Here is a 26,010-nt window from a genome sequence, read left to right on the forward strand (position 1 = left end):
TCGCCCACCTCACCGGGGGGTTGGTCCGTTTCCGCACGGCTGCTCCGGTGCGCGCGGATTGCACCTCTTCAGTGAAGTTGCCGGATTTTCTCCTCTCGCCCGCGTCCTCTCTCCCCGTCCGTCCGCTCCCTCCCCCCTCTCCCCCGGTCCGCCTCCTACCGGTTCGGGGGCGGCCCGTCGATCGGGCGGCCGAGCACGCCCGGCCGCCGCTGCCACGGGCGCGGTCCGGCGGGCGGCCGGTAGGCCACGCCGAGGGCGTCCAGCCGCCGGTAGTGGGCGGCCATCCGCCGCTCGAAGTCCTCGAAGTCCCGCACCGGCGGGGCGGGCAGCGCGCTCCAGGCGACCTCCGCGAAGGCGGCGAGCCGGGGGAAGACCTGGTAGTCCACCCGCGCGGTGTCCTCCATCACCTCGGTCCACACGTTGGCCTGGGTGCCGAGCACGTGCCGGGCCTCCTCGGGCGTCAACTCGGCGGGAACCGGCTCGAACCGGAAGACGTCCTCCAGGGTGCGGACGTAGCCGATGGGGACCGGCTCGTCCGCTCCCGCGTCCTGCCGGTGGTCGAGGTAGACCTGCTGCTCGGGGCACATCACGACGTCGTGGCCCGCGCGGGCGGCCGTCACCCCGCCCTCGTAGCCCCGCCAGGACGACACGGCCGCGCCCTCGGCGAGGCCGCCCTCCAGGATCTCGTCCCAGCCGATGAGACGGCGCCCCCGCGAGGTGAGCCAGCGGCCGAAGTGGCTGATGAACCAGGCCTGCAGACCGTCCTCGCCGGCCAGCCCGAGTTCCTCGATCCGCGCCTGTGCCGCGGCCGACCGCCGCCACTGGTCCTTCGGGCATTCGTCACCGCCGACGTGAATGAACCGCGACGGGAACAGTTCCAGCACTTCCTCGAAGACGTCCTCGTAGAAGCGCAGGGTGTTGTCGGTGGGGGCGAGTACGTTGGGAGAGATTCCCCAGCTGTCCCAGACGGAGAGGGCGGTGGTGTCGATGACATCGGTGTTCCCGAGTTCCGGATACGCCGCGATGGCGGCCTGCGAGTGGCCCGGTACGTCGATTTCCGGGACGACGGTGATATGCCGCTCGGCGGCGTAGGCGACGATCTCCCGGAGGTCGTCCTGGGTGTAGTAGCCACCGTGCGGCTTCTCCTCCCACAGCGGTGAGGCGCGGTGACCGAATTTCGTCCGCGTCCGCCAGGAGCCGATCTCGGTCAGGCGGGGGTGCTTCCGGATCTCGATCCGCCAGCCCTGGTCGTCCGTCAAGTGGAAGTGGAAGACGTTGAGTTTGTGCGCGGCCATCAGGTCGAGGCAGCGCAGGACTCCGTCCTTCGGCATGAAGTGCCGGGCGACGTCGAGCATGAGGCCGCGCCAGCCGAAGCGGGGGGCGTCCTCGATCTCCACCATCGGAAGGTCCCACCGCCGCCGCGCCGGATCGACCGGTGCCCGCCGGAAGGCGTCGGGGCCGAGCAGCTGACGGAAGGTCTGCGCGCCCCAGAAGACGCCGGCCGCGCTCCCGCCGTCGATCCGGACCCCCTGCCGGTCGACGGCCAGGCGGTACGCCTCGGACGCCAGCTCCGGGTCCACCCGCAGCACGATGCCGCGGCCGTGACCGTGACCGTCACCGCGGCCGTCACCGCGGCCGTCGGCATGACCATCGCCGCGGCCGTCACCGCGGCCGTCGGCATGACCATCGCCGCGGCCGTCACCGCCGCCCTCGCCGCGGCCCTCGGCGAACGGCAGCCCGGTGGCGGCCCCCAGGGTGGCCCGCAACCAGCGCGCCACCCGTCCGGTGCCGGGCTCCGCGCGCAGCACGGTCGCCTCGTCCAGCGGGAACACGTCCCGCGCGGGCGTCGCCCATCGGGCCTCGCGCGGAGCCGGAATCAGATCCTCGAATCCCATGTCGTCAGTCCTTTACCGCTCCGCCCAGCCCGGAGACCAGCCGTCGCTGTACGAGTACGAAGAACACCAGCACCGGAATCGTCATCACGGTGGACGCGGCCATCACGCCGCCCCAGTCCGGATCCTCCGGTTTGTAGAAGACCAGCAGGGCCATCGGCAGCGTCGACCGGGAGGTGTCGCTGATGATGAACGACTTGGCGAACAGGAAGTCGTTCCAGGCCGAGATGAAGGAGAACACGCTGGTGGCCACCAGGCCCGGGAAGACCAGCGGGAAAAGGATCTGCCACAGAAATCGCGCCCGACTCGCCCCGTCGATGTACGCGGCCTCCTCCAGCGCCTGGGGAACCGCCTTCACGAACCCCCGCAGCATCCAGATCGCGAACGGCAGCGAAAAGGCGATGTGCGGCAGGATCAGCGACCCGAGCGTGTTCAGCTGACCGGCGTCCCGCATGAGGAAGAACAGGGGGATCGTGAGCGCCTCCACGGGCACCATCTGGGCCACCAGAAACATGATCAGCAGGGTGGTCCGGAAGCGGAACCGGAATCGCGTCACGGCGGTCGCCGCGAGAAAGGCGATCAGGCCCGAGACGATCACCACGGTGACCGCGACGAGCGCACTGTTGAGGAAGTAACGGCCGAATTCCTGCTGATCGAAGACGCGCCGGAAGGACGCGAGCGAGGGCGCGAGCGTCCAGGGCCGCGGCTCGCTCGACTCGATCTCCCCGGCCGGCCGGACGGCGCTCAGCACCATCCAGTACAGCGGGAACGCCACCACGGCCGCCACCAGCAGCGCGGCCGCCTCGGCGGCCAGCCGCCAGGGACGCCGTACGAGACCTCTCACGCCGTTCACAGCTCCTCCCCCTGCCGGCGCAGCAGCCGCAGGTACGCGAGGGTCACGGCGAGCAGGATCAGCAGCATCACCACGCCGATCGCCGAGCCGAGGCCGTACTCGGAGGACGCGAACGCCCGCTGGTAGGCGTAGACGTTCAGCACCAGGTTCTGCCCGGCGATGCCGCCGCCGCCCGTCATGACGTAGATCTGGGTGAAGACCTTGAAGTCCCAGATGACCGACTGGATGGTCACGATCGCCAGGATCGGGCGGAGCAGGGGCACGAGCACGGACCGCCAGATCCGCCACTGCGAGGCCCCGTCCAGCGCGGCGGCCTCCAGCACCTCGGCCGGCACCGCGTGGATGCCCGCGTACACCGTCACCATCACGAACGGGAAGGAGCACCACACCACTTCGAGCAGCACCAGCGAGAAGGCGCTGTACCGGCCGTACGTCCACGAGTGGTCGCCGAGTCCCAGCACCCGGTTCACCGGCCCGAAGTCCGGGTCGAACAGCAGCAGCCACACCGTCGAACCGGTGACCGCAGGAGTCGCCCACGCCCCCAGCGCGGCCAGCATCAGCACCAGCCGGGGCAGCGCGCGCACCCGCGTCAGCAGCACGGCGAGCGCGCAGCCCACCACCAGGGTGCCCGCCACACAGGCGCCCGCGAACACCACGGTCGCCAGCAGCACCTGCCAGAACTGCCGGTCCCGGAAGAGGGCCGCGTAGTTGCCGAATCCTTGGAAGGTGGCCGGCTCCCCGCCGCTGACCTGGGCCTGCGTGTACTCGAACAGCGAGATGAGCCCGAGCTGGTAGACGGGATAGACGAGCAGCCCGCCGAGGACGACGAGTGCGGGGGCGAGATAGATCCAGGGGACGGCGGAACGCGACGGCATCCCGCTCACCCGGCGGCGCCGAACGCGTCGTCCATCTTCCTCGCCGCGTCCCTCGCCGCGGCCGCCACGTCCTTCCGCCCGCTGACGATCTCCTGGAACATCGTCGGCAGCACCTGGGAGGAGTCGATCGACGCCCACGCGGGCGAGACGGGCACGAACTTCGTCCCGGCGGCCAGGGTTTGCACGAAGGGCTGCACGGACGGCTCCTCGGCCGCCACCTCCTGCCGTACGTCCGTGAAGGTCGGCAGGAAGCCCATCGCGTCGAAGAGCCGGCCCTGTGTGTCCTTGGACGCGAGCCGCTTCATCAGGTCGACGGCGAGGGTACGGTGCCCGGTGCTGCGCAGCACGCCGATGTTGTTGCCGCCGGCGAACGCGGGCGCGATCCGTCCGGCTTTCACCCCTGGGAGCGGTACGACGGCGTACTTGCCCTTGACGGCGCCCGCCTCGACGGCCGCGCGGCTGAAGTCGCCGCCGATCGCCATGCCGGCCTTGCCGGCCGCGAAGGCGGTGACCGTGTCGTTGCCGCCCATGCCGGCGCACTTGGCGGCGGGGCAGTTGTCGTCGGCGAAGAGCGCGGTGTACGCCGCGATGCCGCGCCGCGCGGCGGGGCTGTCGAGGGCGGCGGTGTACGTGTCGCCCCGGCGGACGGCGAGTTCGCCGCCGTGCGCCCAGACGAACGGCAGCGCGCCGTAGGTGTAGGCGCCGCCCACGACGAGCCCGTACAGGTCGGGGCGGGCGGCCCGGATCCGGTGTGCCGTCCGCGCCAACTCGTCCAGGGTGCGCGGTACTTCCAGGCCGAGGTCGGCGAAGACGTCCGTGCGGTAGTACAGGGCGCGGGCGCCGACGAAGAACGGGGCGCCGTAGACCCGGCCGCCGACGGTCACCGACTGCCGGGCGGTCGGGTCGGTGTCGGCGGCCTCGCGCCAGGCGGCGAACTCATCGCTGACGTCGGCGAGACCGCCGTCGCGGACGTAACCGGCGGTGTCGGTGTTGCCGTACTCGATGATGTCCGGCGCGGACGCGGGGTCGTTGAAGGCGGCCTTGACGCGCTGGGCGCGGGTCTCGACGGGGATGTACTCGACGGACACCTCGGTGCCCTCGTGGTCCTTCTCGAAGCGCTCCACGACCGCGTCGACGACCCGTTCCTTGGGCCGGTTGCCGGCCTCCTGGAAGAGCCAGACCCGCAGGGTGCCGGTCTTGTCGTCCTTGCCGGGGGCGGAGGTGTCCGAGGTCTGGGGGGCGCAGGCGGTGGCGGCCAGGACGGCGAGGAGTACGGCCAGCCGGGCGGGGTGCTTCATGACAAGCCTCCGAGCGTTGCAGCATATGCAATGGCGATTTCGCTCTGCACAACACAGGGAGGCTAAGGACTACATGAACATGCCGACAAGAGGTCTACGCCAGTTCGTGACGCACGAAAGGCCCCGGAGCACGCGAAAGGCCCCCGGAGCACGCGGAAACGTGCTCCGGGGGCCTCGCCGAGAACTCAGCGGGACACGGCGGAAGGGTTACGGGTTACTTGTCGCCCTTGCCCTTGTCGTCACCGCCGGCGCCCATGGACTCGTAGATCTCCTTGCACAGGGGGCACACGGGGTACTTCTTCGGGTCGCGGCCCGGCACCCAGACCTTGCCGCAGAGCGCCACGACGGGAGTGCCGTCGAGGGCGCTCGCCATGATCTTGTCCTTCTGGACGTAGTGGGCGAAGCGCTCGTGGTCACCGTCGCCGTGGGACACCTGCGGCGTCGGCTCTACGAGGGTCCCCGTACCAGTCCCGCGCTCGGGCTCGAGAGTGCTCATAGGACCCAAGGGTACTGAAGCTCACCTGCTTCAGTTGAGCGAAGGGTCGTCGGGATACGTGGCCACCATCGCCAGCTCGTTGCGCTGCCGGCGCAGCACCTCCCGCCAGAGTCTCTCCGGGGCCGGCGAGGAGACGTCACCGGGCTCCGACTCCACCACGTACCAGGCGCCGTCGACCAGCTCGTCCTCCAGCTGGCCGGGCCCCCAGCCGGCGTACCCGGCGAAGATCCGCAGCGAGCCGAGGGCCGAGGCGAGCAGCTCCGGCGGGGCCTCCAGATCGACGAGGCCGATCGCGCCGTAGACCCGGCGCCAGCCCAGCGGGTCGGCCTCCCCGGGCGCGACGCCCGGGACGACGGCGACCCCGAGGGCCGAGTCCAGTGACACCGGGCCGCCCTGGAAGACCACGCCGGGCTCGCCGGCCAGGTCCGCCCAGCCCTCCAGGATGTCGCCCACCCCCACCGGCGTCGGACGGTTGAGGACGACACCGAGGGAACCCTCCTCGTCGTGGTCGAGAAGGAGCACCACCGCGCGGTCGAAGTTCGGGTCCGCCAGGGCGGGCGTGGCCACGAGCAGCCGCCCTGTGAGCGAGGACACCTCGGTCATGCCAGACATGATCCCGCATCTTCCCCCGGTGTGGGGAGGCAATCCGGATGCCCGGGTGAAGGCACACCGGGCGCACCGGCGCGCCCCGCGCGCACGACGGCCGCCCGCCCCGGCCTCCGTGACCCCATGTGCCCGATAGGGAACGGTTCGTGTTGTGACACACCTATGACGTGACCAAGAGGTCATCGGGCTTACGGCAGAGGGGTCCACGGCGATTACTCTGTCTCTCCTGCCCTGCCCCGAACACTCCCACGGAACGCGAGATTCATGACCGTCAACGACGATGTCCTGCTTGTCCACGGCGGAACCCCGCTGGAGGGCGAGATCCGTGTCCGCGGCGCGAAGAACCTCGTGCCGAAGGCCATGGTCGCAGCGCTGCTGGGCAGCGCGCCGAGCCGCCTGCGCAACGTTCCGGACATCCGCGACGTGCGCGTGGTGCGCGGGCTGCTCCAGCTGCACGGGGTGACGGTCCGTCCGGGCGAGGAGCCGGGCGAGCTGGTCCTCGACCCGACCCACGTCGAGAGCGCCAACGTGGCGGACATCGACGCGCACGCGGGCTCGAGCCGCATCCCGATCCTGTTCTGCGGGCCGCTGCTGCACCGCCTCGGTCACGCCTTCATCCCGGGCCTCGGCGGCTGCGACATCGGCGGCCGGCCCATCGACTTCCACTTCGACGTGCTGCGGCAGTTCGGCGCGACCATCGAGAAGCGCGCGGACGGCCAGTACCTGGAGGCCCCGCAGCGGCTGCGCGGCACCAAGATCCGGCTGCCCTACCCGTCGGTCGGCGCCACCGAGCAGGTGCTGCTGACGGCGGTGCTCGCCGAGGGCGTGACGGAACTCTCGAACGCGGCCGTCGAGCCGGAGATCGAGGACCTGATCTGCGTCCTGCAGAAGATGGGTGCCATCATCGCGATGGACACCGACCGCACGATCCGCATCACCGGTGTGGACAAGCTGGGCGGCTACACCCACCGCGCCCTGCCGGACCGCCTGGAGGCCGCCTCCTGGGCGTCCGCGGCGCTGGCGACCGAGGGCGACATCTACGTCCGCGGCGCCCAGCAGCGCTCGATGATGACGTTCCTGAACACCTACCGGAAGGTGGGCGGCGCCTTCGAGATCGACGACGAGGGCATCCGCTTCTGGCACCCCGGCGGGCAGTTGAAGTCCATCGCCCTGGAGACGGACGTGCACCCCGGCTTCCAGACCGACTGGCAGCAGCCCCTCGTGGTGGCCCTCACGCAGGCCACGGGCCTGTCCATCATCCACGAGACGGTCTACGAGTCCCGCCTCGGCTTCACCTCGGCCCTGAACCAGATGGGCGCCCACATCCAGCTGTACCGCGAGTGCCTCGGCGGCTCCGACTGCCGCTTCGGCCAGCGCAACTTCCTGCACTCCGCGGTCGTCTCCGGCCCGACCCGCCTCCAGGGCGCCGACCTGGTCATCCCCGACCTGCGCGGCGGCTTCTCGTACCTCATCGCGGCCCTGGCGGCCCAGGGCACGTCCCGGGTCCACGGCATCGACCTGATCAACCGCGGCTACGAGAACTTCATGGAGAAGCTCGTGGAGCTGGGCGCGAAGGTGGAGCTGCCGGGCAAGGCCCTCGGCTAGCCGGCCGCGACGCGAACGCCGATGGGGCGGTCACCCGGACTCGGGTGACCGCCCCATCGGCGTGTGGTGGAACGCCCCTGCGAGGGGCGCGGGGAACTGCGCGACCGGCCACCGGCGGCCCGCAGGCCGCGGGACGGCCCGCAGTCACCCAGCGCTCACAGCGGAGCGCTTACTTGCCCTTGGCCGCTTCCTTGAGCTTCGAGCCCGCGGAGACCTTCACGCTGTACCCGGCCGGGATCTGGATCGGCTCGCCGGTCTGCGGGTTGCGCGCGGTGCGAGCGGCACGGTGGGTGCGCTCGAAGGTCAGGAAGCCGGGGATGGTGACCTTCTCGTCCCCCTTGGAGACGATGTCGCCGACGACGTCGGCGAACGCGGCCAGCACGGCGTCGGCGTCCTTGCGGGTCACCTCGGCGCGGTCGGCCAGCGCGGCCACCAGCTCACTGCGGTTCATGTTGTTACTCCCGTGTTCTTCTTGCTGTTGGGGCGTGCCACGCGGCGGAGCCGCATCGCGGGCACAGCGAAGCCGATGCTGCCAGGGCCCTCGGACGGGTCCCGGACCCGGGTCCGTCGTCAGACGCTCGCGCCCAGGACCGCATCCTGCCCCTACCTGCGGCGGGAAAGCCAATCCGGCACCCGTTGGAGTCGTGAGAACACCCTTGGGAGTCACACGACGAGCGCCACTGACCGGCCGTCCACCCGGATGGCGGTGGCCGGCGGCCCGCTCACCCTAGAGGGCGGGCGGGCCCGCTCGGTTCCACGACGCGCCGGAATCCCGGCCCACCGTGGTGATCCTCACAGGCCCGGGGCGGGCCCGGCGAGGTCTCAGGCGGTCACTCCGGCCGCCTTCGCCGCCTCGCGCACGGCACCGGCCACGGCGCCCGCGACCTTGTCGTTGAAGACGGACGGGACGATGTAGTTCGGGTTCAGCTCGTCCTCGGTGACGACGTCGGCGAGGGCCTTCGCGGCGGCGAGCATCATCTCGGTGTTGACCGTGCGGGACTGGGCGTCCAGCAGGCCGCGGAAGACGCCCGGGAAGACCAGCACGTTGTTGATCTGGTTCGGGAAGTCGGAGCGGCCGGTGGCCACAACTGCGGCCGTCTGACGGGCGATTGCCGGGTCGACCTCGGGGTCGGGGTTCGCGAGCGCGAACACGATGGCGTCGTCGGCCATGGCGGCCACGTCGTCGCCGTCGAGGACGTTCGGGGCGGAGACGCCGATGAAGACGTCGGCGCCGCGCACGGCCTCCTTGAGGGTGCCGGTGATGCCCTCGGGGTTGGTGTTGTCGGCGATCCAGCGCAGCGCCGAGTCGGGGGCGGCGTCGACCAGGTCCTCGCGGCCGGCGTGCACCACACCGTGGATGTCGGCGACGACGGCGTGCTTGACGCCGGCGGCGATGAGCAGCTTGAGGATGGCCGTACCGGCCGCGCCGGCGCCGGACATGACCACGCGCACGTCGCCAACTCCCTTGCCCACCACGCGCAGTGCGTTGGTGAGGGCGGCCAGGACGACGATGGCGGTGCCGTGCTGGTCGTCGTGGAAGACGGGGATGTCGAGGGCCTCGCGCAGCCGGGCCTCGATCTCGAAGCAGCGGGGCGCGGAGATGTCCTCCAGGTTGATGCCGGCGAAGCCGGGGGCGATGGCCTTGACGATCTCGACGATGGCGTCGGTGTCCTGGGTGTCGAGGCAGATCGGCCAGGCGTCGATGCCGGCGAACCGCTTGAACAGGGCCGCCTTGCCCTCCATGACCGGCAGCGCGGCCTTGGGGCCGATGTTGCCGAGGCCCAGCACGGCGGAGCCGTCCGTCACGACCGCAACGGAGTTGCGCTTGATCGTCAGCCGCCGCGCGTCCTCGGGGTTCTCGGCGATCGCCATGCAGACGCGGGCCACGCCGGGCGTGTAGACCATGGAGAGGTCGTCACGGTTGCGGATGGGGTGCTTCGACGCCATCTCGATCTTGCCGCCGAGGTGCATCAGGAACGTACGGTCGGAGACCTTGCCGAGGGTGACGCCCTCGATGGTGCGGAGCTTGCCCACGATCTCGTCGGCGTGCGCGGTCGAGCTGGCCGCGATGGTGACGTCGATACGGAGCTTCTCGTGTCCGGACGCGGTGACGTCGAGGCCGGTCACCGAGCCTCCGGAGGACTCCACCGCGGTGGTGAGCTGCGAGACGGCGGTTCCGCTCGCGGGCACCTCCAGCCGGATGGTCATCGAGTAGGAGACGCTGGGCGCCGTTGCCATGGCCGACTTCCTCTGCTTTCACCGTGTCGCGAAGTTGTGCCGTCCGATCGTCGCACCTACCACCGAGTAGGGAGTAGTCGCCCCGGATTGCGGACGTTTTGTTCACGGGGCGTGCGCGACTTCGGAAAACATCTTCCACGATACGAGAATCGATCAGCCAGCCACAAGGCAACAAAGAGGCCCACGTCACACTGACGTGGGCCTCTTCGGACGTTCATGACACCGACCCGCCATGCTCGCCTCGCGGCAAGTGGTCCCTCGAAGGGACGAAGGTTGGGCCCGGGGGCTTGGATCGAGCCGGTGTCACACCCAGGCTAACAAACGATCCCGCGCGGCCATTCCCGTCCGGAAGAACACCGGGGGAACATCCGCGCGCCCCGGTGTCCCCCTCAGTCCCTGAGCAGGTCCGGCACCCCGGCCGCGTCCGGCTCGTCCCGCTCGCCGGAGACCACCGTGAGCTGCTGGGTGGCCCGGGTCAGGGCGACGTAGAGCACGCGCAGGCCCGCCGGGGACTCGTCGGCGATCTCGGCCGGCGAGACGACGACCGTCGCGTCGTACTCCAGGCCCTTCGCCTCCAGGCTGCCGAGGGCCACCACGCGGTCGCCGAGCCCGGCCAGCCAGCGCCGGGCCTCCTCGCGCCGGTTCATCGCGACGACGACGCCGATCGTGCCGTCGACCCGCTCCAGCAGCCGCGCCGCCTCCGCGCGGACCGTCTCCCCCAGCGACTCGCCGACGACCGTGAACCTCGGCTGCACGCCCGTCGAGCGCACCGCCGACGGCGACTCGGAGCCCGGCATCGCCAGCGCCAGCACCTTCGCCGCCAGCTCGGCGATCTCGGCCGGGTTGCGGTAGTTCACGGTGAGGCGGAAACGGCGGCGCGGGCGGGAGCCCAGGGCCTCGTCGCGGGCCTCGGCGGCCTCGTCCGGGTCGGACCAGGAGGACTGGGCCGGGTCGCCGACGATCGTCCAGGTGGCGTGGCGGCCGCGGCGGCCGACCATGCGCCACTGCATCGGCGTGAGGTCCTGCGCCTCGTCGACGATGACGTGCGCGTACTCCACCCGCTCCCGCGCCAGGCGCTCGGCGCGCTCTCGCTGCGACTCCTCGCGCACCGGCATCAGCTCCTCCAGGCCGGTGAGCTGGTCGAGCGGGTCCAGCTCGCGCCGCTTCCTGGGGCGGGCCGGGGCGCCGAGGATGGCGTTCAGCTCGTCCAGCAGCGCGATGTCGTGCACGGAGTGGCCGTCCCGCTTCAGCGAGCGGGCGACCTTGCGGACCTCGACGGGGTTGAGGACCCGCCGCGACCAGCGGCCGAGCCGCTTCTCGTCGGCCATGGCGGCCAGGACGGCGGCCGGGGTCAGCTCGGGCCACCAGGCGTCGAGGAAAGCGGTGAAGGAATCTTCACTCGTGATGTCCTCGTCGAAGGAGGAGCGCAGCTCGGCGGCCAGCTCCGGGTCGGTGTGGCGGCCGGCGGCGCCCGACTTCTCCCACAGCGCGTCCAGGATCAGCTTGCGGGCGCGCGGGCGCAGCAGGTTGACCGGGGCGGTGCCGCCGAGGGCGGTGCGCCGGACCCGGTCCAGCTCCTCGGCCTCCAGTTCGATCCGGCGGCCGAAGGCGACGACCCTGAGCCGGTCCGGCGAATCGTTCAGCTCCAGCGCGCCGCGGGCGGCCTTGCGCAGCACCTTCAGCATCCGGGACGAGCCCTTGGCGCGGGCCACCGCCGGGGAGTCGTACAGCGTGGCCGCGGCGCCGTCGACGAGGGAGCCGATGGCGCGGATGGCGACCTGCCCCTCCTCGCCGAGCGAGGGCAGCACGCCCTCGGTGTAGGCGACCAGCAGCGGGGTCGGCGAGACGATGAGGATGCCGCCCGCGTACCGGCGCCGGTCCTGGTAGAGCAGGTAGGCCGCGCGGTGCAGGGCGACGGCCGTCTTGCCCGTCCCCGGGCCGCCCTCGACGTACGTCACGGAGGCGGCGGGGGCGCGGATCACCAGGTCCTGCTCGGCCTGGATGGAGGCGACGATGTCCCGCATGGTGTGGCTGCGGGCCCGGCCGAGGGCGGCCATCAGGGCGCCGTCGCCGATGACGGCCAGCTCCCGGCCCTCCAGGAACGCCTTCAGCTCCGGGCGCATCAGGTCGTCCTCGACGCCGAGCACCTTGCGCCCCTTGGAGCGGATGACCCGGCGGCGTACCACCCGGCCAGGGTCGACCGGGGTCGAGCGGTAGAAGGGGGCGGCGGCGGGCGCGCGCCAGTCGATGACCAGCGGGGCGTAGTCCTCGTCGAGGACGCCGATGCGGCCGATGTGCAGGGTCTCGGCGATGTCGGCGGTGCTGTCGGGGCGTACGGCGCCCTCGGCGGGCTCGACAGCCGTGTACGCGCCGTCCGGGCCCTTCTTTCCGTCCTTGCCGGGCAGCAGGTCGATCCGGCCGAACAGGAAGTCCTCGAACTCGTTGTTCAGCCGGTTGAGGTGCACGCCCGCGCGGAAGACCTGCGCGTCGCGTTCGGCGAGCGCGCCGGGCGTGCCGACCTGGCCGCGGCGGGCCGCGTCCTCCATCAGGAACTCCGCCTCGTGGATCTTCTCTTCCAGGCGGCGGTAGACCCTGTCGAGGTGCTGCTGCTCGACGCCGATCTCGCGCTCGCGCACGGAGTCGTGTCCCGAGTCGTGAGCGGAGTCGTGAGCGCAGTCGTGAGCGGTGTCCTGAACCGAGTCGACCGCGGAAGTCTGCTGAGCCTGTGCGGCCACCGGGCCCCCTTCTGACGTGCTGGGCAGCCGTCCACCGTACGCCAAAGGGGGCTCCGCTGCTACGGGGGCGCCTGCTGAAGTGGGGGTTGCGTCCGGCGGCGGGTGCGGGTTCGTGGTGGCTTGTCGCGCAGTTCCCCCGCGCCCCTGGGGCACACCCCCTCGGGGCGCCCCAGGGGCAGGCGCTACGCGTCGACCTCCACGAGCCGCTTGCCGTCGAAGGTCATGACCTCGAAGTGGTCGATCTCCTCCGGGGTGAAGGCGGCGCCGCCGTGCACGTACAGCGGCTGCTTGGCCTGCTCGGTGGTGGCGCCGGGGATGCCGTAGCCCCAGTTCGGCACCGACCAGGAGGTGACCGTCTCGCGCTCGCCGTTCTTGCCGACGGCGATCAGCGAGCACTTCTGGGGGCCCTTGACGTTCTTCAGCTGGAGGACGGCGTGGGTGCCCCAGGCCTTCTTCTCCAGCGCGACGGTCGCGCTGACCTGGGTGCCCGGGTCGGTGGCGGTGACCTTGTCGTCGATCTCTTCGAAGGACGCCTTGGCGGGGCTGGTGGCGTGGGCGGTGACGGACCGGCCGCCACCGCCGTCGTCGTCGCCCCCGCTGGTCGCCACGGCGACGAACGGCCCGCCGACGATCAGCGCGGCCGCCGCCGCGACCATGTAGAAACCGCGCCGGCGCTTCTGCGCGCGGCGCTCGGCGATCTCGTCGACCAGCCTCTCCACCAGCCTCGGGCTCGGCTTCGCGGACAGGGACTCGGCGACCGCGGGCGTGCCGCTGCCCGCGGGCAGGTCGGCGAGCGCCGCCAGCATCGGCTCCATCCCGGCCAGCTCGTCGAGCTGCTGGGCGCACCACTCACAGGTCGCGAGATGCGCCTCGAAAGCGGTTGCTTCGGCGTCGTCGAGAATCCCGAGGGCGTACGCGCCGACGGTCTCGTGTTCGTTCGGGCCCGCGGACCCCTCGGGCCCCTGAGATCCCTGCATGGGGCCAGACATACCCGGACCCCCCGCGCCGTATCCCCCGTATCCACTCATCACGCCGTCACCCCCCGCTCCTCCAGTGCCAGCTTCATCGAACGCAGCGCGTAGAACACCCGGGAGCGCACCGTGCCGCTCGGTATCCCCAGGGTCTGAGCCGCCTCATTGACGGTACGCCCTTTGAAGTACGTCTCGACCAGCACCTCCCGGTGGGCCGGGGTCAGGTCGTCGAGCGCGTCCGACAGCGTCATCAGCCACAGCGCCTTGTCGATCTCGTCCTCCGCGGGGATGACCTCCAGCGGCGACGGGTCGACCTCCTGCGGCCGGGCCTGCCGGCTGCGGTGGCCGTCGATGACGATGCGCCGGGCGACCGTCACCAGCCAGGGGCGTACCGAACCGGTCGCTCGGTTGAGCTGACCGGCGTTCTTCCAGGCACGGATGAGCGTCTCCTGCACCACGTCCTCGGCGCGCTGCCGGTCTCCGGCGACCAGGCGCAGCACATAGGCGAGCAGGGGTCCGGCGTGCTCGGCGTACAGCGCGCGCATCAGCTCCTCGTCGGGCTCCGAGGGCTGCGCAGACATGCGATGTCGGGCCCTCGTTCCACGTTCCTTGGCCACGACGGAATCCTTGCGCACGCCCACCTCCGATGTCCGGGGGTTCCCCCAGCCGGTCGCTCGATGACGGGTACGCACGCGGGACGCCGGGTGTTCAAAGCGAGGGCACGGATTTCTGTGAGGTGCCGCGCCGAAGACGGTGACGAGGGGGGCGACGAGGTGGACATGAAGCCATAATTCCGCCGCCCGGCCTTCACATTTCCCGCACGCGCTGCGGGAGTTGGCGCGTGGGATGTGGTGTACGTCACTTGCCGTGCGCGGCGCCGGCGAGGGCCGCGCGGCGCCGGTGCCTGGCCACCCGCACCCGGTTGCCGCACACCTCGCTGGAGCACCAGCGGCGGCGCCGCCCGCGCGAGGTGTCGAGGTAGACGATCGGGCAGTTGTCGCCCGCGCACTGGCGCAGACAGGCCCGCGCGGCCGGGTCGGTGAGCAGGTCCACGGCGTCCCGGGCGACGGCCGCGAGCAGCGCGGCGCACTCGGGCGGGCGGTCCAGACGCCGCACCAGCGTGCCGTCCTCGGCGCGCACCGCGCGCGGGGCCGGGGGCGCGGCGCGGGCGATCTCGTTGAGCCGGGCGAGGGCGCGGTCGTACGCCGTGCCGGTCCGGGCGGGCCGCAGCGCGCCGCGCACCAACGGGTCGATACGAGCGCGCAGTTCGCGGAATCCGAGCAGCCAGGTGGTGTCCGCGTGGCCGAGCGGGGTGCCCGGCGGCACGAGTCCGGCCCCGCTGATCCAGGCCCGCAGCACCGCGACGGAGTCGAGCCGTTCGCCGGGGTGTGTCGTCGCGAGCAGGTCGAGACAGTGCCGTCCGGCGTCGAACCGCAACTCGTGAGCGTCCGTGGCCGTACCCAGTGCCATGCGCCTGTCACCGCCTAGGGGTCACCTGGGTGTTCCCTCTTACAGTGCCTGCCCGGATTCGCCTCCGTAACCCCTTGGGACGGCCATGCTTGGGCGTTGGCGGGGGTGTGGTTCTGAGGGTTCGGCGCGGGCGGCGGCTCAGGCAACGGCAATCCTTGGCCGGAAGGTTGGCGCGGGCGGCGGCTCAGGTGTCGGCGTACTTCGCGTCGGCCGCCGGGTCGAGGGCGAGGCGGTAGCCGCGTTTGACGACGGTCTGGATGAGTTTGGGGGCGCCGAGGGCCGTGCGGAGGCGGGCCATGGCCGTCTCGACGGCGTGCTCGTCGCGGCCGGCGCCCGGGAGGGCGCGCAGGAGTTCCGCGCGGGCGACCACCCAGCCCGGCCGCCGGGCCAGCGCCCGCAGCAGGGACATCCCGGCGGGCGGTACGGGCCGCAGCTCCCCGTCCACCAGCACCGCGTGGCCGCGGATCTCCACCCGGTGCCCGGCGATCGGCAACGCCCGTGCCCGCGCGGGCAGTTCCTGGCACAGCAGCTGCACGAGCGGGCCGAGCCGGAACCGTTCGGGCTGCACGGTGTCCACGCCGTGGGCCTGGAGGGGCAGCGCGGTGACCGGTCCGACGCAGGCGGGCAGGACGTCGTGGTGGAGGGCGGTGAGCAGTTCGGGCAGCAGTCCGCGTTCCTCGGCGCGGTTGAGCAGGGACTGGGCGGCGGGCGCGCTGGTGAAGGTGAGCGCGTCGACGCCACGGGAGACGGCCGCGTCCAGCAGCCGGTCCACGGGCGACAGGTCCTCCGGCGGCAGCCAGCGGTACACCGGCACCCCGATCACCTCGGCGCCGCCGGCCCGCAGCGACTCGACGAACCCGGGCAGCGGCTCCCCGTGCAGCTGTACGGCGATGCGGCGCCCGTCGACGCCCTCCTCCAGCAGCCGGTCCAGCACCTCGGCCATCGACTCCGACGACGGTGACCACTCCTCGGTCAGCCCGGCGGCCCGGATGGCGCCCTTGACCTTGGGGCCGCGGGCCAGCAGCTCCACGCCGCGCAGCCGCTCCAGCAGGGCCTCGCCCAGGCCCCACCCGTCGGCGGCCTCGACCCAGCCCCGGAACCCGATGGCGGTGGTGGCGACCACCACGTCCGGCACCCGGTCGAGGAGTTCCTTCGTGGCGGACAGCAGCTCGCTGTCGTCGGCGAGCGGCACGATCCGCAGCGCCGGGGCGTGCAGGACCGAGGCTCCGCGCCGCTGGAGCAGGGCGCCCAGTTCATCGGCCCGGCGCGCGGCCGTCACCCCCACGGTGAACCCGGCGAGCGGCCCGTGTCCGGCCCGCTCCTGGATCCCGTCGCCCGGTCGCTGCTGTCGCTCGTCCATCACACTCGTCCCGCACTCGAGTCGTTCCGCTTACATGCCGCCGAGCCTGTCAACGCCGCGTGACAGGCTCGGTTCGGCTCGATGTCGCCGGTGTTACGTCATACCTCGGCGTAGCTGAGCTGCTGCTTCCGCTCGGTGGCCGGCTCGGTCGCGGCCTCGGACCGGGTCGGGCGGCGAAGGTATACGGACCAGGTGACCACGAAGCAGGCGGCGTACCAGACCAGGAAGGCGACGAAGGCGCCGGTGCCGGAGCCGTAGGAGAGGAAGGACTGGCGGAAGGCCATGTTGATGCCGACGCCGCCGAGCGCGCCGACCGCGCCGATCAGTCCCATCGACGCGCCCGACAGCCGCCGCCCGTAGGCCGCGGCGTCCTCGCCGCGCAGCCCCTTGGCGAGGGCCTTGGCGTGGAAGATGCCGGGGATCATCTTGAAGGTGGACCCGTTCCCGAGGCCGCTGAGCACGAACAGCACGACGAACACGGGCACGAACAGGGCGAGCGACTTCTGCATGCTGGCGTAGACGAGGACGGCGGTCGCGGCGCCCATGCCGACGTAGTTGCAGAGGCTGATGCGGGCGCCGCCGTAGCGGTCGGCGAGCCAGCCGCCGAGTGGGCGGATCAGCGAGCCGAGCAGCGGGCCGATGAAGGTCAGATAGGCGGCCTGCAGGGGCGTACGGCCGAACTGGTTGGTGAGGACCTGGCCGAAGGCGAAGGAGTAGCCGATGAAGGACCCGAACGTGCCGATGTAGAGGAACGCCATGATCCAGGTGTGGCCGTCGCGGGCGGCGTCCTTGGCGGCCCCGGTGTCGTTCTTCACGTTCTCCAGGTTGTCCATGAAGAGCGCGGCGAGGACGGCGGCGACGAGGATGAGCGGGATGTAGATCCCGAGCAGGACGCGGGGACCGCCGCCGGCCCCGATGATCGCGAGCGCGGCCAGCTGGATCACGGGCACGCCGATGTTGCCGCCGCCGGCGTTGAGGCCGAGCGCCCAGCCCTTCTTCCGCATCGGGAAGAAGGCGTTGATGTTGGTCATGGAGGAGGCGAAGTTGCCGCCGCCGACGCCGGCCAGCAGGCCGACCAGGAGGAAGGTGGAGTAGGAGGTCCCCGGCTCCATCACGGTGAACGCGGCGATGGTCGGGATCAGCAGCATGGCCGCGGAGACGACCGTCCAGTTCCGCCCGCCGAAGATCGCCACGGCGAAGGTGTACGGCACCCGGACCACGGCTCCCACCAGGGTGACCACCGAGGTCAGCAGGAACTTGTCGGCCGGGGTCAGCCCGTACTCCGGTCCCATGAACAGCACCAGCACCGACCACATGGTCCAGACGGAGAACCCGATGTGCTCGGAGAGCACGGAGAAGAACAGGTTCCGCCGGGCGATCTTCTCCCCTTTCTCCTTCCAGAAGGTCTCGTCCTCCGGATCCCAGTGCCGGATCCAGCGGCCGCCTCGGCCGGGGGACGAGCCCCTGCCGGGGGCGGGGGATGCGGGGGTCGTACTCGGGGTCGGACTGGGCGGACTAGGGGCCGTCATGACGCCTCCACGGGACTCCGGTCTGGGCTTCATCCCGAAGGTAGGGAGGGCGCGTTTCCTGCCTGTGGCTATGGGTGACCGGAAAGGAACTTTGCTCTCACCCCGGCCGGGGACGGGATGAGAGGTTCAGTGGCCTCAGTGGGCGGGGGGCTGCCCGTAGGGGGCGGGGGTGTGGGGGTACGGCGGCGGCTGCGGGGCGCACGGCTGGGGGTACGCCGACTGCTGCGGGGCGTACGGCTGGGCGAACGGGTTCCCGTGCCCCGGCAGCTGCGCACCCGGCGGCAGGTACCGCACCCGCCCGCCCTCATCGGTGACCGGGATGAACCCTGCGGCCTGGAGCCGGGCCGCGAACTTCGCGTTGCGCCGCCGGTTGAAGAAGAACCCGAACGCGAGGATGCCCATGAGGAACACCCACATGATCGCGCCCCAGAGCAGCGCACCGGAGCCGCCCTGCACGGCGAGCACCGCCGACCCCACGGTGACGCCGACCGCCGCGAAGGCCATCCGCTTCTCGACGCCCTTGCCGGTCAGATCGAAGTTGATCCGTGCCTTGAGCAACTCCAGCGCGTCCGGCACGAACGGGGGCAGCGACACCCCGTCCCCCGCGTTCGGATACTGAGCCCAGTTCTGCGCGGCACGGGCACGGGCGTGGGGGCTGGGGTCCGGCACGATCAGCATGGTGAGCGAGTTGTCGTGCCCCCCGCCCGTGCGCACGTCGGCGTACTCGTACCCGAACTGCTGGGCGATGAAGGCGAGCTTGGCGAGCTTCTTCACGGACGCCATCGCACTGGTGACCTGCACGGGCTCGCCGCTGGCCATCAACCGCAGCATCTTCCGTATCTGCCGCTTGCTCACCCGTACCCACTCCCCGTCTCGTCCGGGTCACTCTGTTCACTTGAGCAACGCGGGCAGTTTTCCACACGGGCGCCGCTACGCACACGGTGGCCTTTACTGTGCGAGCGGTTGCACCAGCCGGTCGGCGACAAAGGTCAGCCAGCCGCTCGGTGTGTACGGGGCGGGAGGGTCGACCTCCATACCCAGCTCGCCGAGGGCCAGCGCGTAGCCGGTCTCGTCGAGATCGAGGGCGAGCAGTTCGTGCAGCTCGCCGACGAGCCGGGCGACGACGTGCGGGTCGGTGGCGGTCCGGTAATCGGCGACGGCCTCGTCATGGTCCGCGAACTCGTCGGGCATGTCCTGCGAAAACCAGCCCCCGAGGAACTGACCCAGCTCCGGGAAGCGGGCGTGCCACTCCCAGTGGGTGGTGGGCGAGCCGGGCGGCGGCACCTCACCACTCTCGATGCTGCGCCGCAGGTGGTCGGCAAGGATGACAGCCAGTCCTGGATCTCACCCTCGGGCAGGCCCACGTCGGGGATGGCGTAGAACTCGCCCAGTCGCAGCCGGAGCCGTCCGGGCGGATTCTCGGCGTACTCCCGCACCTGGCGCTCGGCAACGGCCAGTGCCCAGGGTCGGGTGTGCCAGGTATGCCGGAGGTAAGCCGTCAGAGCCTCCCCGGGCACATCCGGGGTGTCGTCCGCCGGCTGCCCGGTGTACGCGCGGATCACCTGGTCCAGTTCGCCGTAGCGGCGGTCGTGTTCGAGAGGGCTCAGAGGCACGGTTTCGGGCCCTTACACATAGACGGGGAATGTGGCGTGGACGACGAAGCCGTGCGGGGCCGAGGCGTCCCGCCGGAGCACGACTCGCGCGGCCCACACGTCGACGGGTTCCCTCCCCGCCAGCATCATCGCCTGCAGCAGCACCCGGCCGACCGGTTCGGGCCGCGAAGGCCAGGATGCCTCGATGGTCAGACGCGGGCGGGTGCCCTGGGCGAGCCAGCGGTGGATGAGCTGCTCGTTGGCGGTGACGACCTGCTGGGTGGCCCACTGGGCGGTTTCCCGGTCGGGATACGTGGCGGATCGGTTGACGGACGGCATGGCGGACGGGACCTCTGGTGGATGTCGGGTCAGGGCAGTGCGACGTGTTCCCGCCGCATGTGGTCGTCGATGGCCTGGAGCAGCTGACGCAGCGCCTGCGGGGTCGCCCAGCCGACGACGGGCGACAGGCCATCCTGCATGGCCCGCTCCCCAGGGAAGAGGACAAGGGCTGACTGGGCCTCCGCAGCGAGCGGGGCCAAGAACTCGGCGCAATAGGGATGTTCGGAACCGATCGCGGCTTCCACGGATTCTGTCAGCGTCGGGAATTCTCCCCCGTACACCCAGTTGACCCCGAATCCGGAGAGCTGGGGAAATCTCACGTCGATCTCCCAGCGGGACAGAGGAAGCTCGTCGTAGTCGTCCTGCGGGTCCTGTTCCAGGGCGCGGAGTTTCGCCGCTAGGGAGTGCAGGTACATTGCCCGGTCCGTTCCGGCTCCGGCCCGCTCCAGAAGCTGCCGGAATTCCTCGGGCTGGGTTCCCCGGTCGCTGTCGCAGAGACCGGCGGCGTGGTCGAGCAGCGCGGTCACGGTGGCGATCGGGCAGACCCAGTCCGTCGCGACGGTCGCGCGTGTGGTCCGGATGAAACGCCGCAGCTCGGCGTCGAGGGACAGCGCTCCCCCAGAGTCCCTCACCAGGGCTGCGAGGTCCAAGATCCTGCGCATCGGGCCGTCGACGAAGAGCCGCGCAGTGAGCGGTTGCTGAGCGGCGACTCCGTTCGACATCCGGAACAGATCGGACGGCTTGACGTCGATCGTGCCGTTCTGCCCGCCGGGCCCCGGCGCCGCCGGCTGCGGACCCGCCATCAGCGCGCTCCCCAGCCCCGCAGCACGGCCTGATGCGCGGCGGCGTAGTTGACGTGGCTGGTAGTGGCGCACTCGTGCAGCCACTTCTGCGCGGCCTGTAGATCCTGCGCCAAACGGTCCCACTCGTCGAGCTTGTCAACGAAGACCTCTCGGGCCTCGCCCTTCCATGACAGCACGACCGGTACAACGCGGTCGTAGAGGTCGTCGAGCCGCTCGTTGAGCTGCTTGAGGATGTCCTCGAGGTCTCCGGCGAGTTCCGTGAGGGTGCCGAGGGAGACGGTTATGTGATCGTCGCCGCTGCTTCCCGTAGCCATGCTGGCTCCCGTTCATGCGCTTTGCGTGTTTCGTGCTCGATCGGACGACGCAAAGAGGACAGGAAAAGTCAAAGCTGCTTCGCGACGACTCCGACGCGCTCGCCGGCCCCGTCTCCGTGTTCGGCGTCGACAGCTTGTCGACCTCGCTGTCGATGTTCACCTCGATCCGCCGAAAGCATATTGCCGCTCTGCGACGCTGCGGACACTCACGCGAAGCTGGACCCAACCGACTCGAACCGCAACAGTCGTCCAGAGCGGTCAGCCGAGGACCAGTTTCGTCGCAACGCCGGCACCGAGGTCCGAGGGTCAGCGCACCGTGACCGTGTAGACGAAGAACGCCGGCCGGTCGTCCGGTGTGCTCGTCGCCGTCGGATAGGGACTCATCGAGGGCGTACCGGAGGCCGACGCGCTCGGGTACGGAGTCGCCGACTCGGTGCCGCTGTGGCAGCTGCCCATGGGGCAGTGCAGCAGCATCACCGTCGCCTTCCCCGACTTCCGCGCGGTGAAGTCGAAGAACCGGGTGCCGTCGCCGCCACCGACGAGATCGCCGCCGTCCTCGATCTCCTCCCGCTTGCCCCGGTACTCCAGCACGTCCGCGTCCGGCCGGGGCTCGGCCAGGTACCAGTTCTACCCGAGCGCGGGGCTGGCCGGCACCTCCAGGGTGAACTCGTCCCCCGCGTCCACGGTGATGGCCCGCTCCTCGGGGCCGTACCCGCCGACTCTCCCGCAGCTGGTCACCAGGACGAGAGCCCCGGCGGCGGCCATGGGGGCCAGCACGCTGCGTACGTTCACTGCCCGGCCGCTCAGGGAGCGATCGGCAGCTGCCGCTTGTGCTCGGTGAGCCGGTACCGGCGCACGATCGCCTCGAAGGCGGGCTCGGCGACCGGCTTGCCCTCCAGGAAGTCGTCGATGTCGTCGTACGTCACACCGAGCGCGTCCTCGTCGGGCTTGCCCGGGTCGAGGGTCTCGAGGTCGGCGGTCGGGGTCTTCCAGACGAGGGAGTCCGGGGCGCCCAGCTCGGCGGCGACGGCCCGCACCCGCCGCTTGGTGAGCCCGGTCAGCGGTACGACGTCGGCGGCCCCGTCCCCGAACTTGGTGAAGAATCCGGACACGGCCTCGGCGGCGTGATCGGTCCCAACGACCAGCCCGTTCTCCGCACCGGCGACCGCGTACTGCGCGATCATCCGCTGCCGCGCCTTGATGTTCCCGTGCACGAAATCCTGGTGGTGCGCGTCCCGGAAGACGGTCCCGCCCGCCACGACGGCCTCCAGCGCCGCATCACTCGCGGGCTTCACATCGACGGTCAGCACCCGGTCCGCCCGGATGAACTCCAGCGCCCGCTGCGCGTCCGCCTCATCGGCCTGTACGCCGTACGGCAGCCGCATGGCGAAGAACGTCGCCTCGTGCCCAGCGGCCCGCACCCGCTCCACCGCGAGCTGGCACAGCCGCCCGGCGGTCGACGAATCCACCCCGCCACTGATCCCCAGCACCAGTGCCCGCAGCCCCGTGGACGTCAGCCGCTCGGCCAGGAAAGCCACCCGCCGCTCGATCTCCTCCCGAGCGTCGAAGGACTCGCTGACCTGGAGCTCGCGGGCGATCTGCTGCTGAAGGGCTATGGGCGTCGGGTCGGTCACGGCTTCTCCTCACTAGGGCCCACAGTCTGGGGCCACAGTGTCTGGCGGGACGGAGAAACTTTAGAGGACGGCCATACAAGAGGCTCTCAGTCCCACCAGCAGGACCACACGGTGGAGCGCATCTCGCCATCGGCCAGCTCAGTGATGTCAGGTGCGCCGTCACTTGAGTAAGCGAACCGTTCGACAGCTGCCTGCGCGGCAGCCGACGGTGTGAGCGGAGGGCGGCTCACTGTCAACCGCACGTTGCTGCCATCGATGTAGAAGAGCTCGGCACCGAAGCGCCGTTGCCAGCTGCGCAGAAAGCACAGATGGTCCGCGGGCTCCAGGCCACGTCGCACTGTCTCGACCCACCAGTTGGGTGTGTGGGGAAGTCCTTGCAGCAGAACGGGGATCTCGTACCCCTGCCGTGCCTCCACCAGACACATCCACAGGTCCTCATGCCATGCCAGAAATCCCTTCCAGGGGTCACCTGGCACTGGTGCATCGATGGGCCCGGCCAGTGAAGGGGCGACAAGCCGCGGAGTCAACTCCTGCAACCACTCCTGCTCGGTCTCCACGTCCGGGCTCTTGTCGAAGCAGTCCACACGAAAGGCGGCGACCACCTCGGCGATGACCTGGTCCGGGTCGCGAGCGACCGCTTCTGCCACGGCCTCCCGGCCGGCCACGGTCGTCACCCCGGGACAGCCCCCCACCAGAGTCACCGGATCCACCAGTGACAGCACCGGGTACCACCCGGAGCCGTCGGCGTGCTCCGCGTGCAGCCGTCGCCAGACACTCCAGGCTCGCGCCCGCGACACCGAAAAACCACAAGCTCGGATACCGTCCGCAGACACGGCGGCCACCACCGCCTCGGGTGGAACGGACACCCCGGCACGGGCGGCGAGAGCACTCACCTCCTCGCCACCGAATCCACTGTTCGGCACCAAGAACTCCGGCATCTTCTCCCTACTTCCGCAAGGTCACGGTGAAATCATAGCCGTCACCCTGCATGCGGATCGCTGTGAGAGCATTTGCCTTCTGCTGCGAATTGACGACGGCGTTAACAGCCGATCGGGCCATGCTCTCACCCACCCGCAACCTTACAAAGGCTACGTCAGCACCCTGGGCATCGGCACTGAAGATCTCCTTGACGATCCTCTTTCGCTGATCGCTCTCCAGGCTCTTGAACTCCCACCGTTGCCCGTCCGCCCAAGCATCGAAAGTTTTCCTGTCCCCCTCGGAGCCGGGCGCCGGAATATGGTCCCCGCGAGCCACAACCGACTTCCCCTCCTTAGCGAGATCAAAGGCTATTTCGAATTTTTCGTCGTTGAACCCGAACCGACCCGGCTTCTTCTTTGAGGTCCAGGATTCATCGATCCGACCCAGCACCTCGTTGACCATCTTTTCTAGTTGGCTGTTTGTCCACTGGCCCTGAGATCGGCAGCCCGCGCGTCCCCCCGGCTCTGACCGGCAGGAGCGATCGTTGATGTCGTCGACCTTCTCCAGGTACTCGCCGAACGAAAACTTATGCAGTTTCACGATCTGTTCGAAGCGCAGCTTTCGAAGCTTCAGGGCTACGCTGCCACTAGTGAAGGCCCACCGCGCGGCCTGGTCCGCCATGCTGTACGTCTTGGTCTTCTCGTACGGCTGTCCGGCCTACGACGTTGGCGGAGCCGCGGGGGACGCAGGTTGGGTCGGCGTCCTGTTCAGCCCGTCAGCTCCGCGGGTCGGGCAGTCCTTTTCCGGGCACAACCCCGTGGGGTCGCTCTTGGTGACCGGGCTGTTGCTGCTGTAGGCGTACCCGTTCATCTGAAGCGGGTTCGCGAGGTCGATGATCGGGTCCGCCGACAGGAACCGCCCGGAGTTCTGGTCGTACTCCCGCGCCCCGATGTGCGTCAGCCCGGTCGCCGCGTCGTCGATGCCCGTGCCCAGGTAGCTGCGCTTGTTGGGCCAGCTGGCCGGCTTCGTGCCGCGGATCTCGCCGTACGGCTTGAAGGAGCGGCGGGTGATGGCCTGGCCGGAGGCGATGTCCACCGAGGTGTTGGCGGTGTTGAGGTGGTCGGCGAGGAGGACGCTCAGCTTGTGGCCGGTCGTGGCCGCGTTGGTGGTCGTGCGGGCCACCGTGGGGGCGCCGGCCTGGCCGTAGGAACGCGAGGCCCGGGTGATGGTGCCCGTGCTGTTCGTCGTCAGTTCCGTTTCGCCCAGGTAGAGGGTCGAACCGGTCGGTGAGTTCTCCAGGAGGCGGTTGCCGGCGGCGTCGTAAACATACGTCGTCTTGGTGCCGTTGTCCGTGATCGCGTCCAGCTTGTTCTCGGGCGTCCAGTCCAGGGTCTGGTCCCGGTCGTGCAGGTCGCGGATCCTCGTGTTGCCCGTGGCGTCGTACGCGTACGTGCTGTCCTTGCCCGACGGGGTGGAGGCGATCGACGTCATCGTGTGCGGCTGGGCCAGGTAGGGCGCGGTCGTGCCGTTGCCCGTGACCTGCTTGCCGTAGCCGTAGCGGTAGGTGACGTTCTTCGTCGCGTCCGCGGTGTCGTGCTCCGTTCATCGTCGCGCGGTTGCCGATCCAGTCGAAGGTGAACGACTGGCGGTAGGCGGTGTCACCGGTGGAGACCGTGGCCGGGTCGGGCGCCGCGGCGGCGAGCGACTGCGTCAGCCTGGGGTCGGGCGTCGCCGCGTCCGTGGCCTCGTCAGGCGCGTCGGCGACCGGACCGGCGGATGGCGCGTAGTCGGCGCGATAGCCCCAGGTGGTGCCGCCTGCCGCCTTGCAGCCGGTGCCGTTCCCGAGAGGGGTGATGTTGGACGTCCAGGCGTGCGTCAGCTCGCCCATGGCGTCGTACGTGAAGCACTGGGTGTCCCACGTCCTGGTGCCGCTCGCGCTCACCAGCTCGCGCATGCTGGACGTGATCGTGCCGGAGAGGTCGTAGGAGTAGCGGTTGTCCGTGATGCGGTGGGTCGCCGTCTCACGGTCGGCCACGGTGCGCTGGAGACGGCCGGTGCTCGGATCGATGAAGTTCGTCGTCCACACGCGGTAGGGCTGCGCGGCGGAGACCGTGCGCAGGGCCTCGCCGAAGGGCGAGTAGGTGACGTCCGACGTGTACCAGGTCAGACCCGAGGTCGACTCCGGGAGGCCGTCGGTGTTGTAGCGCGTGACGACCTTTTCCCTCGCCAGGCCGCCCTTCTCCGGCAGAGTCACCGACTGCGGCTTCCCTGTGGGCGTGTACGTGTAGGTGTACGCGTACGTGCCGGAAAGGCCCGTCGTCATCGAGTTCGCCGGGATGACGGTCTCGCTCCGGATGACGTTGTACTCGGCGTCGTAACCGTTGACGCGGTTGATGTAGTCGCCGGTCGAGGTGCGCCTGATCGAGTCCGCCGGCTTGCCGATTCCGCCGGACGCCGAGTCGTACTCGGTGAACGTCTCCTG

At 70.5% G+C, this 26,010-nt stretch carries 24 protein-coding genes and 2 pseudogenes; 1 reads left to right on the plus strand and 25 read right to left on the minus strand.

Annotated elements, in window-relative coordinates; all coding sequences use genetic code 11:
* Positions 1-155: 155 nt before the first annotated feature.
* The 6 genes from AB0K92_RS26060 to AB0K92_RS26085 form a co-directional block, all read right to left on the minus strand.
* Positions 156-1,895 carry a beta-N-acetylhexosaminidase gene (locus AB0K92_RS26060; protein WP_365926665.1) on the minus strand — a complete coding sequence of 580 codons (1,740 nt, stop codon included), beginning with the start codon at positions 1,893-1,895 and terminating at the stop codon, positions 156-158.
* Between the two features lie 4 nt (positions 1,896-1,899).
* On the minus strand, positions 1,900-2,745 hold the full coding sequence (locus tag AB0K92_RS26065) for a carbohydrate ABC transporter permease (RefSeq protein ID WP_365926667.1): 846 nt from the start codon (positions 2,743-2,745) through the stop codon (positions 1,900-1,902).
* Positions 2,742-3,620 (minus strand): sugar ABC transporter permease, encoded by an 879-nt coding sequence (locus tag AB0K92_RS26070; protein WP_365926669.1) that lies wholly within the window; start codon positions 3,618-3,620, stop codon positions 2,742-2,744. The genes AB0K92_RS26065 and AB0K92_RS26070 overlap by 4 nt, the downstream gene beginning before the upstream one ends.
* Before the next feature lie 5 nt (positions 3,621-3,625).
* Entirely contained in the window at positions 3,626-4,918 is a 1,293-nt protein-coding gene (locus AB0K92_RS26075; protein WP_365926671.1) for an extracellular solute-binding protein, read from the minus strand.
* Positions 4,919-5,132: 214 nt separating this feature from the next.
* Positions 5,133-5,414: a DUF3039 domain-containing protein gene (locus tag AB0K92_RS26080; protein WP_165999219.1), complete on the minus strand. Its 282-nt coding sequence runs from the start codon at positions 5,412-5,414 to the stop codon at positions 5,133-5,135.
* Positions 5,415-5,444: 30 nt separating this feature from the next.
* Positions 5,445-6,017: a YqgE/AlgH family protein gene (locus AB0K92_RS26085; protein ID WP_165999221.1), complete on the minus strand. Its 573-nt coding sequence runs from the start codon at positions 6,015-6,017 to the stop codon at positions 5,445-5,447.
* Positions 6,018-6,284: 267 nt separating this feature from the next.
* Here AB0K92_RS26085 and murA point away from each other — a divergent pair, with 267 nt between their 5' ends.
* Positions 6,285-7,625 carry a UDP-N-acetylglucosamine 1-carboxyvinyltransferase gene (murA, locus tag AB0K92_RS26090; protein ID WP_165999223.1) on the plus strand — a complete coding sequence of 447 codons (1,341 nt, stop codon included), beginning with the start codon at positions 6,285-6,287 and terminating at the stop codon, positions 7,623-7,625.
* Between the two features lie 169 nt (positions 7,626-7,794).
* Here murA and AB0K92_RS26095 read toward each other — a convergent pair whose 3' ends face one another.
* The 19 genes and pseudogenes from AB0K92_RS26095 to AB0K92_RS26185 all read right to left on the minus strand — a co-directional run.
* Positions 7,795-8,076, minus strand: coding sequence for an HU family DNA-binding protein (locus tag AB0K92_RS26095; protein WP_003990598.1), 282 nt, complete (start codon positions 8,074-8,076; stop codon positions 7,795-7,797).
* 371 nt (positions 8,077-8,447) lie between these two features.
* Complete coding sequence (locus AB0K92_RS26100; RefSeq protein ID WP_365926673.1) at positions 8,448-9,863, minus strand: NAD-dependent malic enzyme; 1,416 nt, start codon at positions 9,861-9,863, stop codon at positions 8,448-8,450.
* A gap of 389 nt (positions 9,864-10,252) precedes the next feature.
* Complete coding sequence (locus tag AB0K92_RS26105; RefSeq protein WP_365926675.1) at positions 10,253-12,598, minus strand: UvrD-helicase domain-containing protein; 2,346 nt, start codon at positions 12,596-12,598, stop codon at positions 10,253-10,255.
* A 182-nt stretch (positions 12,599-12,780) separates the two neighbouring features.
* Complete coding sequence (locus tag AB0K92_RS26110) at positions 12,781-13,575, minus strand: zf-HC2 domain-containing protein (protein WP_365926677.1); 795 nt, start codon at positions 13,573-13,575, stop codon at positions 12,781-12,783.
* Between the two features lie 50 nt (positions 13,576-13,625).
* Complete coding sequence (locus AB0K92_RS26115; protein WP_240926208.1) at positions 13,626-14,150, minus strand: sigma-70 family RNA polymerase sigma factor; 525 nt, start codon at positions 14,148-14,150, stop codon at positions 13,626-13,628.
* Positions 14,151-14,427: 277 nt separating this feature from the next.
* Positions 14,428-15,039 (minus strand): ABATE domain-containing protein, encoded by a 612-nt coding sequence (locus AB0K92_RS26120; RefSeq protein ID WP_365926679.1) that lies wholly within the window; start codon positions 15,037-15,039, stop codon positions 14,428-14,430.
* 184 nt (positions 15,040-15,223) lie between these two features.
* Positions 15,224-16,399, minus strand: coding sequence for a uroporphyrinogen-III synthase (locus AB0K92_RS26125; RefSeq protein ID WP_365926681.1), 1,176 nt, complete (start codon positions 16,397-16,399; stop codon positions 15,224-15,226).
* 98 nt (positions 16,400-16,497) lie between these two features.
* Positions 16,498-17,928 (minus strand): nitrate/nitrite transporter, encoded by a 1,431-nt coding sequence (locus AB0K92_RS26130; RefSeq protein ID WP_365926683.1) that lies wholly within the window; start codon positions 17,926-17,928, stop codon positions 16,498-16,500.
* 135 nt (positions 17,929-18,063) lie between these two features.
* On the minus strand, positions 18,064-18,783 hold the full coding sequence (locus tag AB0K92_RS26135; protein WP_365926685.1) for a hypothetical protein: 720 nt from the start codon (positions 18,781-18,783) through the stop codon (positions 18,064-18,066).
* A 93-nt stretch (positions 18,784-18,876) separates the two neighbouring features.
* Positions 18,877-19,541: pseudogene (locus AB0K92_RS26140) on the minus strand (contact-dependent growth inhibition system immunity protein).
* 12 nt (positions 19,542-19,553) lie between these two features.
* Positions 19,554-19,859, minus strand: coding sequence for an RNase A-like domain-containing protein (locus tag AB0K92_RS26145; RefSeq protein ID WP_365926687.1), 306 nt, complete (start codon positions 19,857-19,859; stop codon positions 19,554-19,556).
* Between the two features lie 29 nt (positions 19,860-19,888).
* Positions 19,889-20,662, minus strand: a complete 774-nt coding sequence (locus tag AB0K92_RS26150; protein ID WP_365926689.1) for a hypothetical protein — start codon at positions 20,660-20,662, stop codon at positions 19,889-19,891.
* On the minus strand, positions 20,662-20,976 hold the full coding sequence (locus AB0K92_RS26155) for a WXG100 family type VII secretion target (RefSeq protein ID WP_365759493.1): 315 nt from the start codon (positions 20,974-20,976) through the stop codon (positions 20,662-20,664). The genes AB0K92_RS26150 and AB0K92_RS26155 overlap by 1 nt, the downstream gene beginning before the upstream one ends.
* Before the next feature lie 306 nt (positions 20,977-21,282).
* Positions 21,283-21,567, minus strand: coding sequence for a hypothetical protein (locus AB0K92_RS26160; protein ID WP_365926691.1), 285 nt, complete (start codon positions 21,565-21,567; stop codon positions 21,283-21,285).
* 36 nt (positions 21,568-21,603) lie between these two features.
* Positions 21,604-21,768: a hypothetical protein gene (locus AB0K92_RS26165; RefSeq protein ID WP_165999247.1), complete on the minus strand. Its 165-nt coding sequence runs from the start codon at positions 21,766-21,768 to the stop codon at positions 21,604-21,606.
* 11 nt (positions 21,769-21,779) lie between these two features.
* Entirely contained in the window at positions 21,780-22,610 is an 831-nt protein-coding gene (gene nadE / locus AB0K92_RS26170) for an ammonia-dependent NAD(+) synthetase (RefSeq protein WP_365926693.1), read from the minus strand.
* An 86-nt stretch (positions 22,611-22,696) separates the two neighbouring features.
* Positions 22,697-23,548, minus strand: coding sequence for a DUF4253 domain-containing protein (locus tag AB0K92_RS26175; protein WP_365926695.1), 852 nt, complete (start codon positions 23,546-23,548; stop codon positions 22,697-22,699).
* 7 nt (positions 23,549-23,555) lie between these two features.
* Positions 23,556-24,209, minus strand: a complete 654-nt coding sequence (locus AB0K92_RS26180) for a hypothetical protein (protein ID WP_365926697.1) — start codon at positions 24,207-24,209, stop codon at positions 23,556-23,558.
* A gap of 126 nt (positions 24,210-24,335) precedes the next feature.
* A pseudogene (locus tag AB0K92_RS26185) lies at positions 24,336-25,992 on the minus strand (RHS repeat-associated core domain-containing protein); the annotation flags it as partial.
* Positions 25,993-26,010 lie beyond the last annotated feature (18 nt).

This window comes from Streptomyces sp. NPDC052687, assembly GCF_040678395.1.
Taxonomy (GTDB): domain Bacteria; phylum Actinomycetota; class Actinomycetes; order Streptomycetales; family Streptomycetaceae; genus Streptomyces.

Excerpts from the sequence above, each read along its gene's own strand:
- AB0K92_RS26120 (WP_365926679.1), bottom strand. The coding sequence starts at position 15,039 with ATGGCACTGGGTACGGCCACGGACGCTCACGAGTTGCGGTTCGACGCC.
- AB0K92_RS26095 (WP_003990598.1), bottom strand. The coding sequence starts at position 8,076 with ATGAACCGCAGTGAGCTGGTGGCCGCGCTGGCCGACCGCGCCGAGGTG.
- AB0K92_RS26110 (WP_365926677.1), bottom strand. The coding sequence starts at position 13,575 with ATGCAGGGATCTCAGGGGCCCGAGGGGTCCGCGGGCCCGAACGAACAC.
- AB0K92_RS26115 (WP_240926208.1), bottom strand. The coding sequence starts at position 14,150 with ATGTCTGCGCAGCCCTCGGAGCCCGACGAGGAGCTGATGCGCGCGCTG.
- AB0K92_RS26180 (WP_365926697.1), bottom strand. The coding sequence starts at position 24,209 with ATGGCGGACCAGGCCGCGCGGTGGGCCTTCACTAGTGGCAGCGTAGCC.
- AB0K92_RS26155 (WP_365759493.1), bottom strand. The coding sequence starts at position 20,976 with ATGGCTACGGGAAGCAGCGGCGACGATCACATAACCGTCTCCCTCGGC.
- murA (WP_165999223.1), top strand. The coding sequence starts at position 6,285 with ATGACCGTCAACGACGATGTCCTGCTTGTCCACGGCGGAACCCCGCTG.
- AB0K92_RS26130 (WP_365926683.1), bottom strand. The coding sequence starts at position 17,928 with ATGACGGCCCCTAGTCCGCCCAGTCCGACCCCGAGTACGACCCCCGCA.
- AB0K92_RS26150 (WP_365926689.1), bottom strand. The coding sequence starts at position 20,662 with ATGGCGGGTCCGCAGCCGGCGGCGCCGGGGCCCGGCGGGCAGAACGGC.
- AB0K92_RS26085 (WP_165999221.1), bottom strand. The coding sequence starts at position 6,017 with ATGACCGAGGTGTCCTCGCTCACAGGGCGGCTGCTCGTGGCCACGCCC.
- AB0K92_RS26070 (WP_365926669.1), bottom strand. The coding sequence starts at position 3,620 with ATGCCGTCGCGTTCCGCCGTCCCCTGGATCTATCTCGCCCCCGCACTC.
- AB0K92_RS26125 (WP_365926681.1), bottom strand. The coding sequence starts at position 16,399 with ATGGACGAGCGACAGCAGCGACCGGGCGACGGGATCCAGGAGCGGGCC.
- AB0K92_RS26080 (WP_165999219.1), bottom strand. The coding sequence starts at position 5,414 with ATGAGCACTCTCGAGCCCGAGCGCGGGACTGGTACGGGGACCCTCGTA.
- AB0K92_RS26175 (WP_365926695.1), bottom strand. The coding sequence starts at position 23,548 with ATGCCGGAGTTCTTGGTGCCGAACAGTGGATTCGGTGGCGAGGAGGTG.
- AB0K92_RS26060 (WP_365926665.1), bottom strand. The coding sequence starts at position 1,895 with ATGGGATTCGAGGATCTGATTCCGGCTCCGCGCGAGGCCCGATGGGCG.
- AB0K92_RS26145 (WP_365926687.1), bottom strand. The coding sequence starts at position 19,859 with ATGCCGTCCGTCAACCGATCCGCCACGTATCCCGACCGGGAAACCGCC.
- AB0K92_RS26100 (WP_365926673.1), bottom strand. The coding sequence starts at position 9,863 with ATGGCAACGGCGCCCAGCGTCTCCTACTCGATGACCATCCGGCTGGAG.
- AB0K92_RS26075 (WP_365926671.1), bottom strand. The coding sequence starts at position 4,918 with ATGAAGCACCCCGCCCGGCTGGCCGTACTCCTCGCCGTCCTGGCCGCC.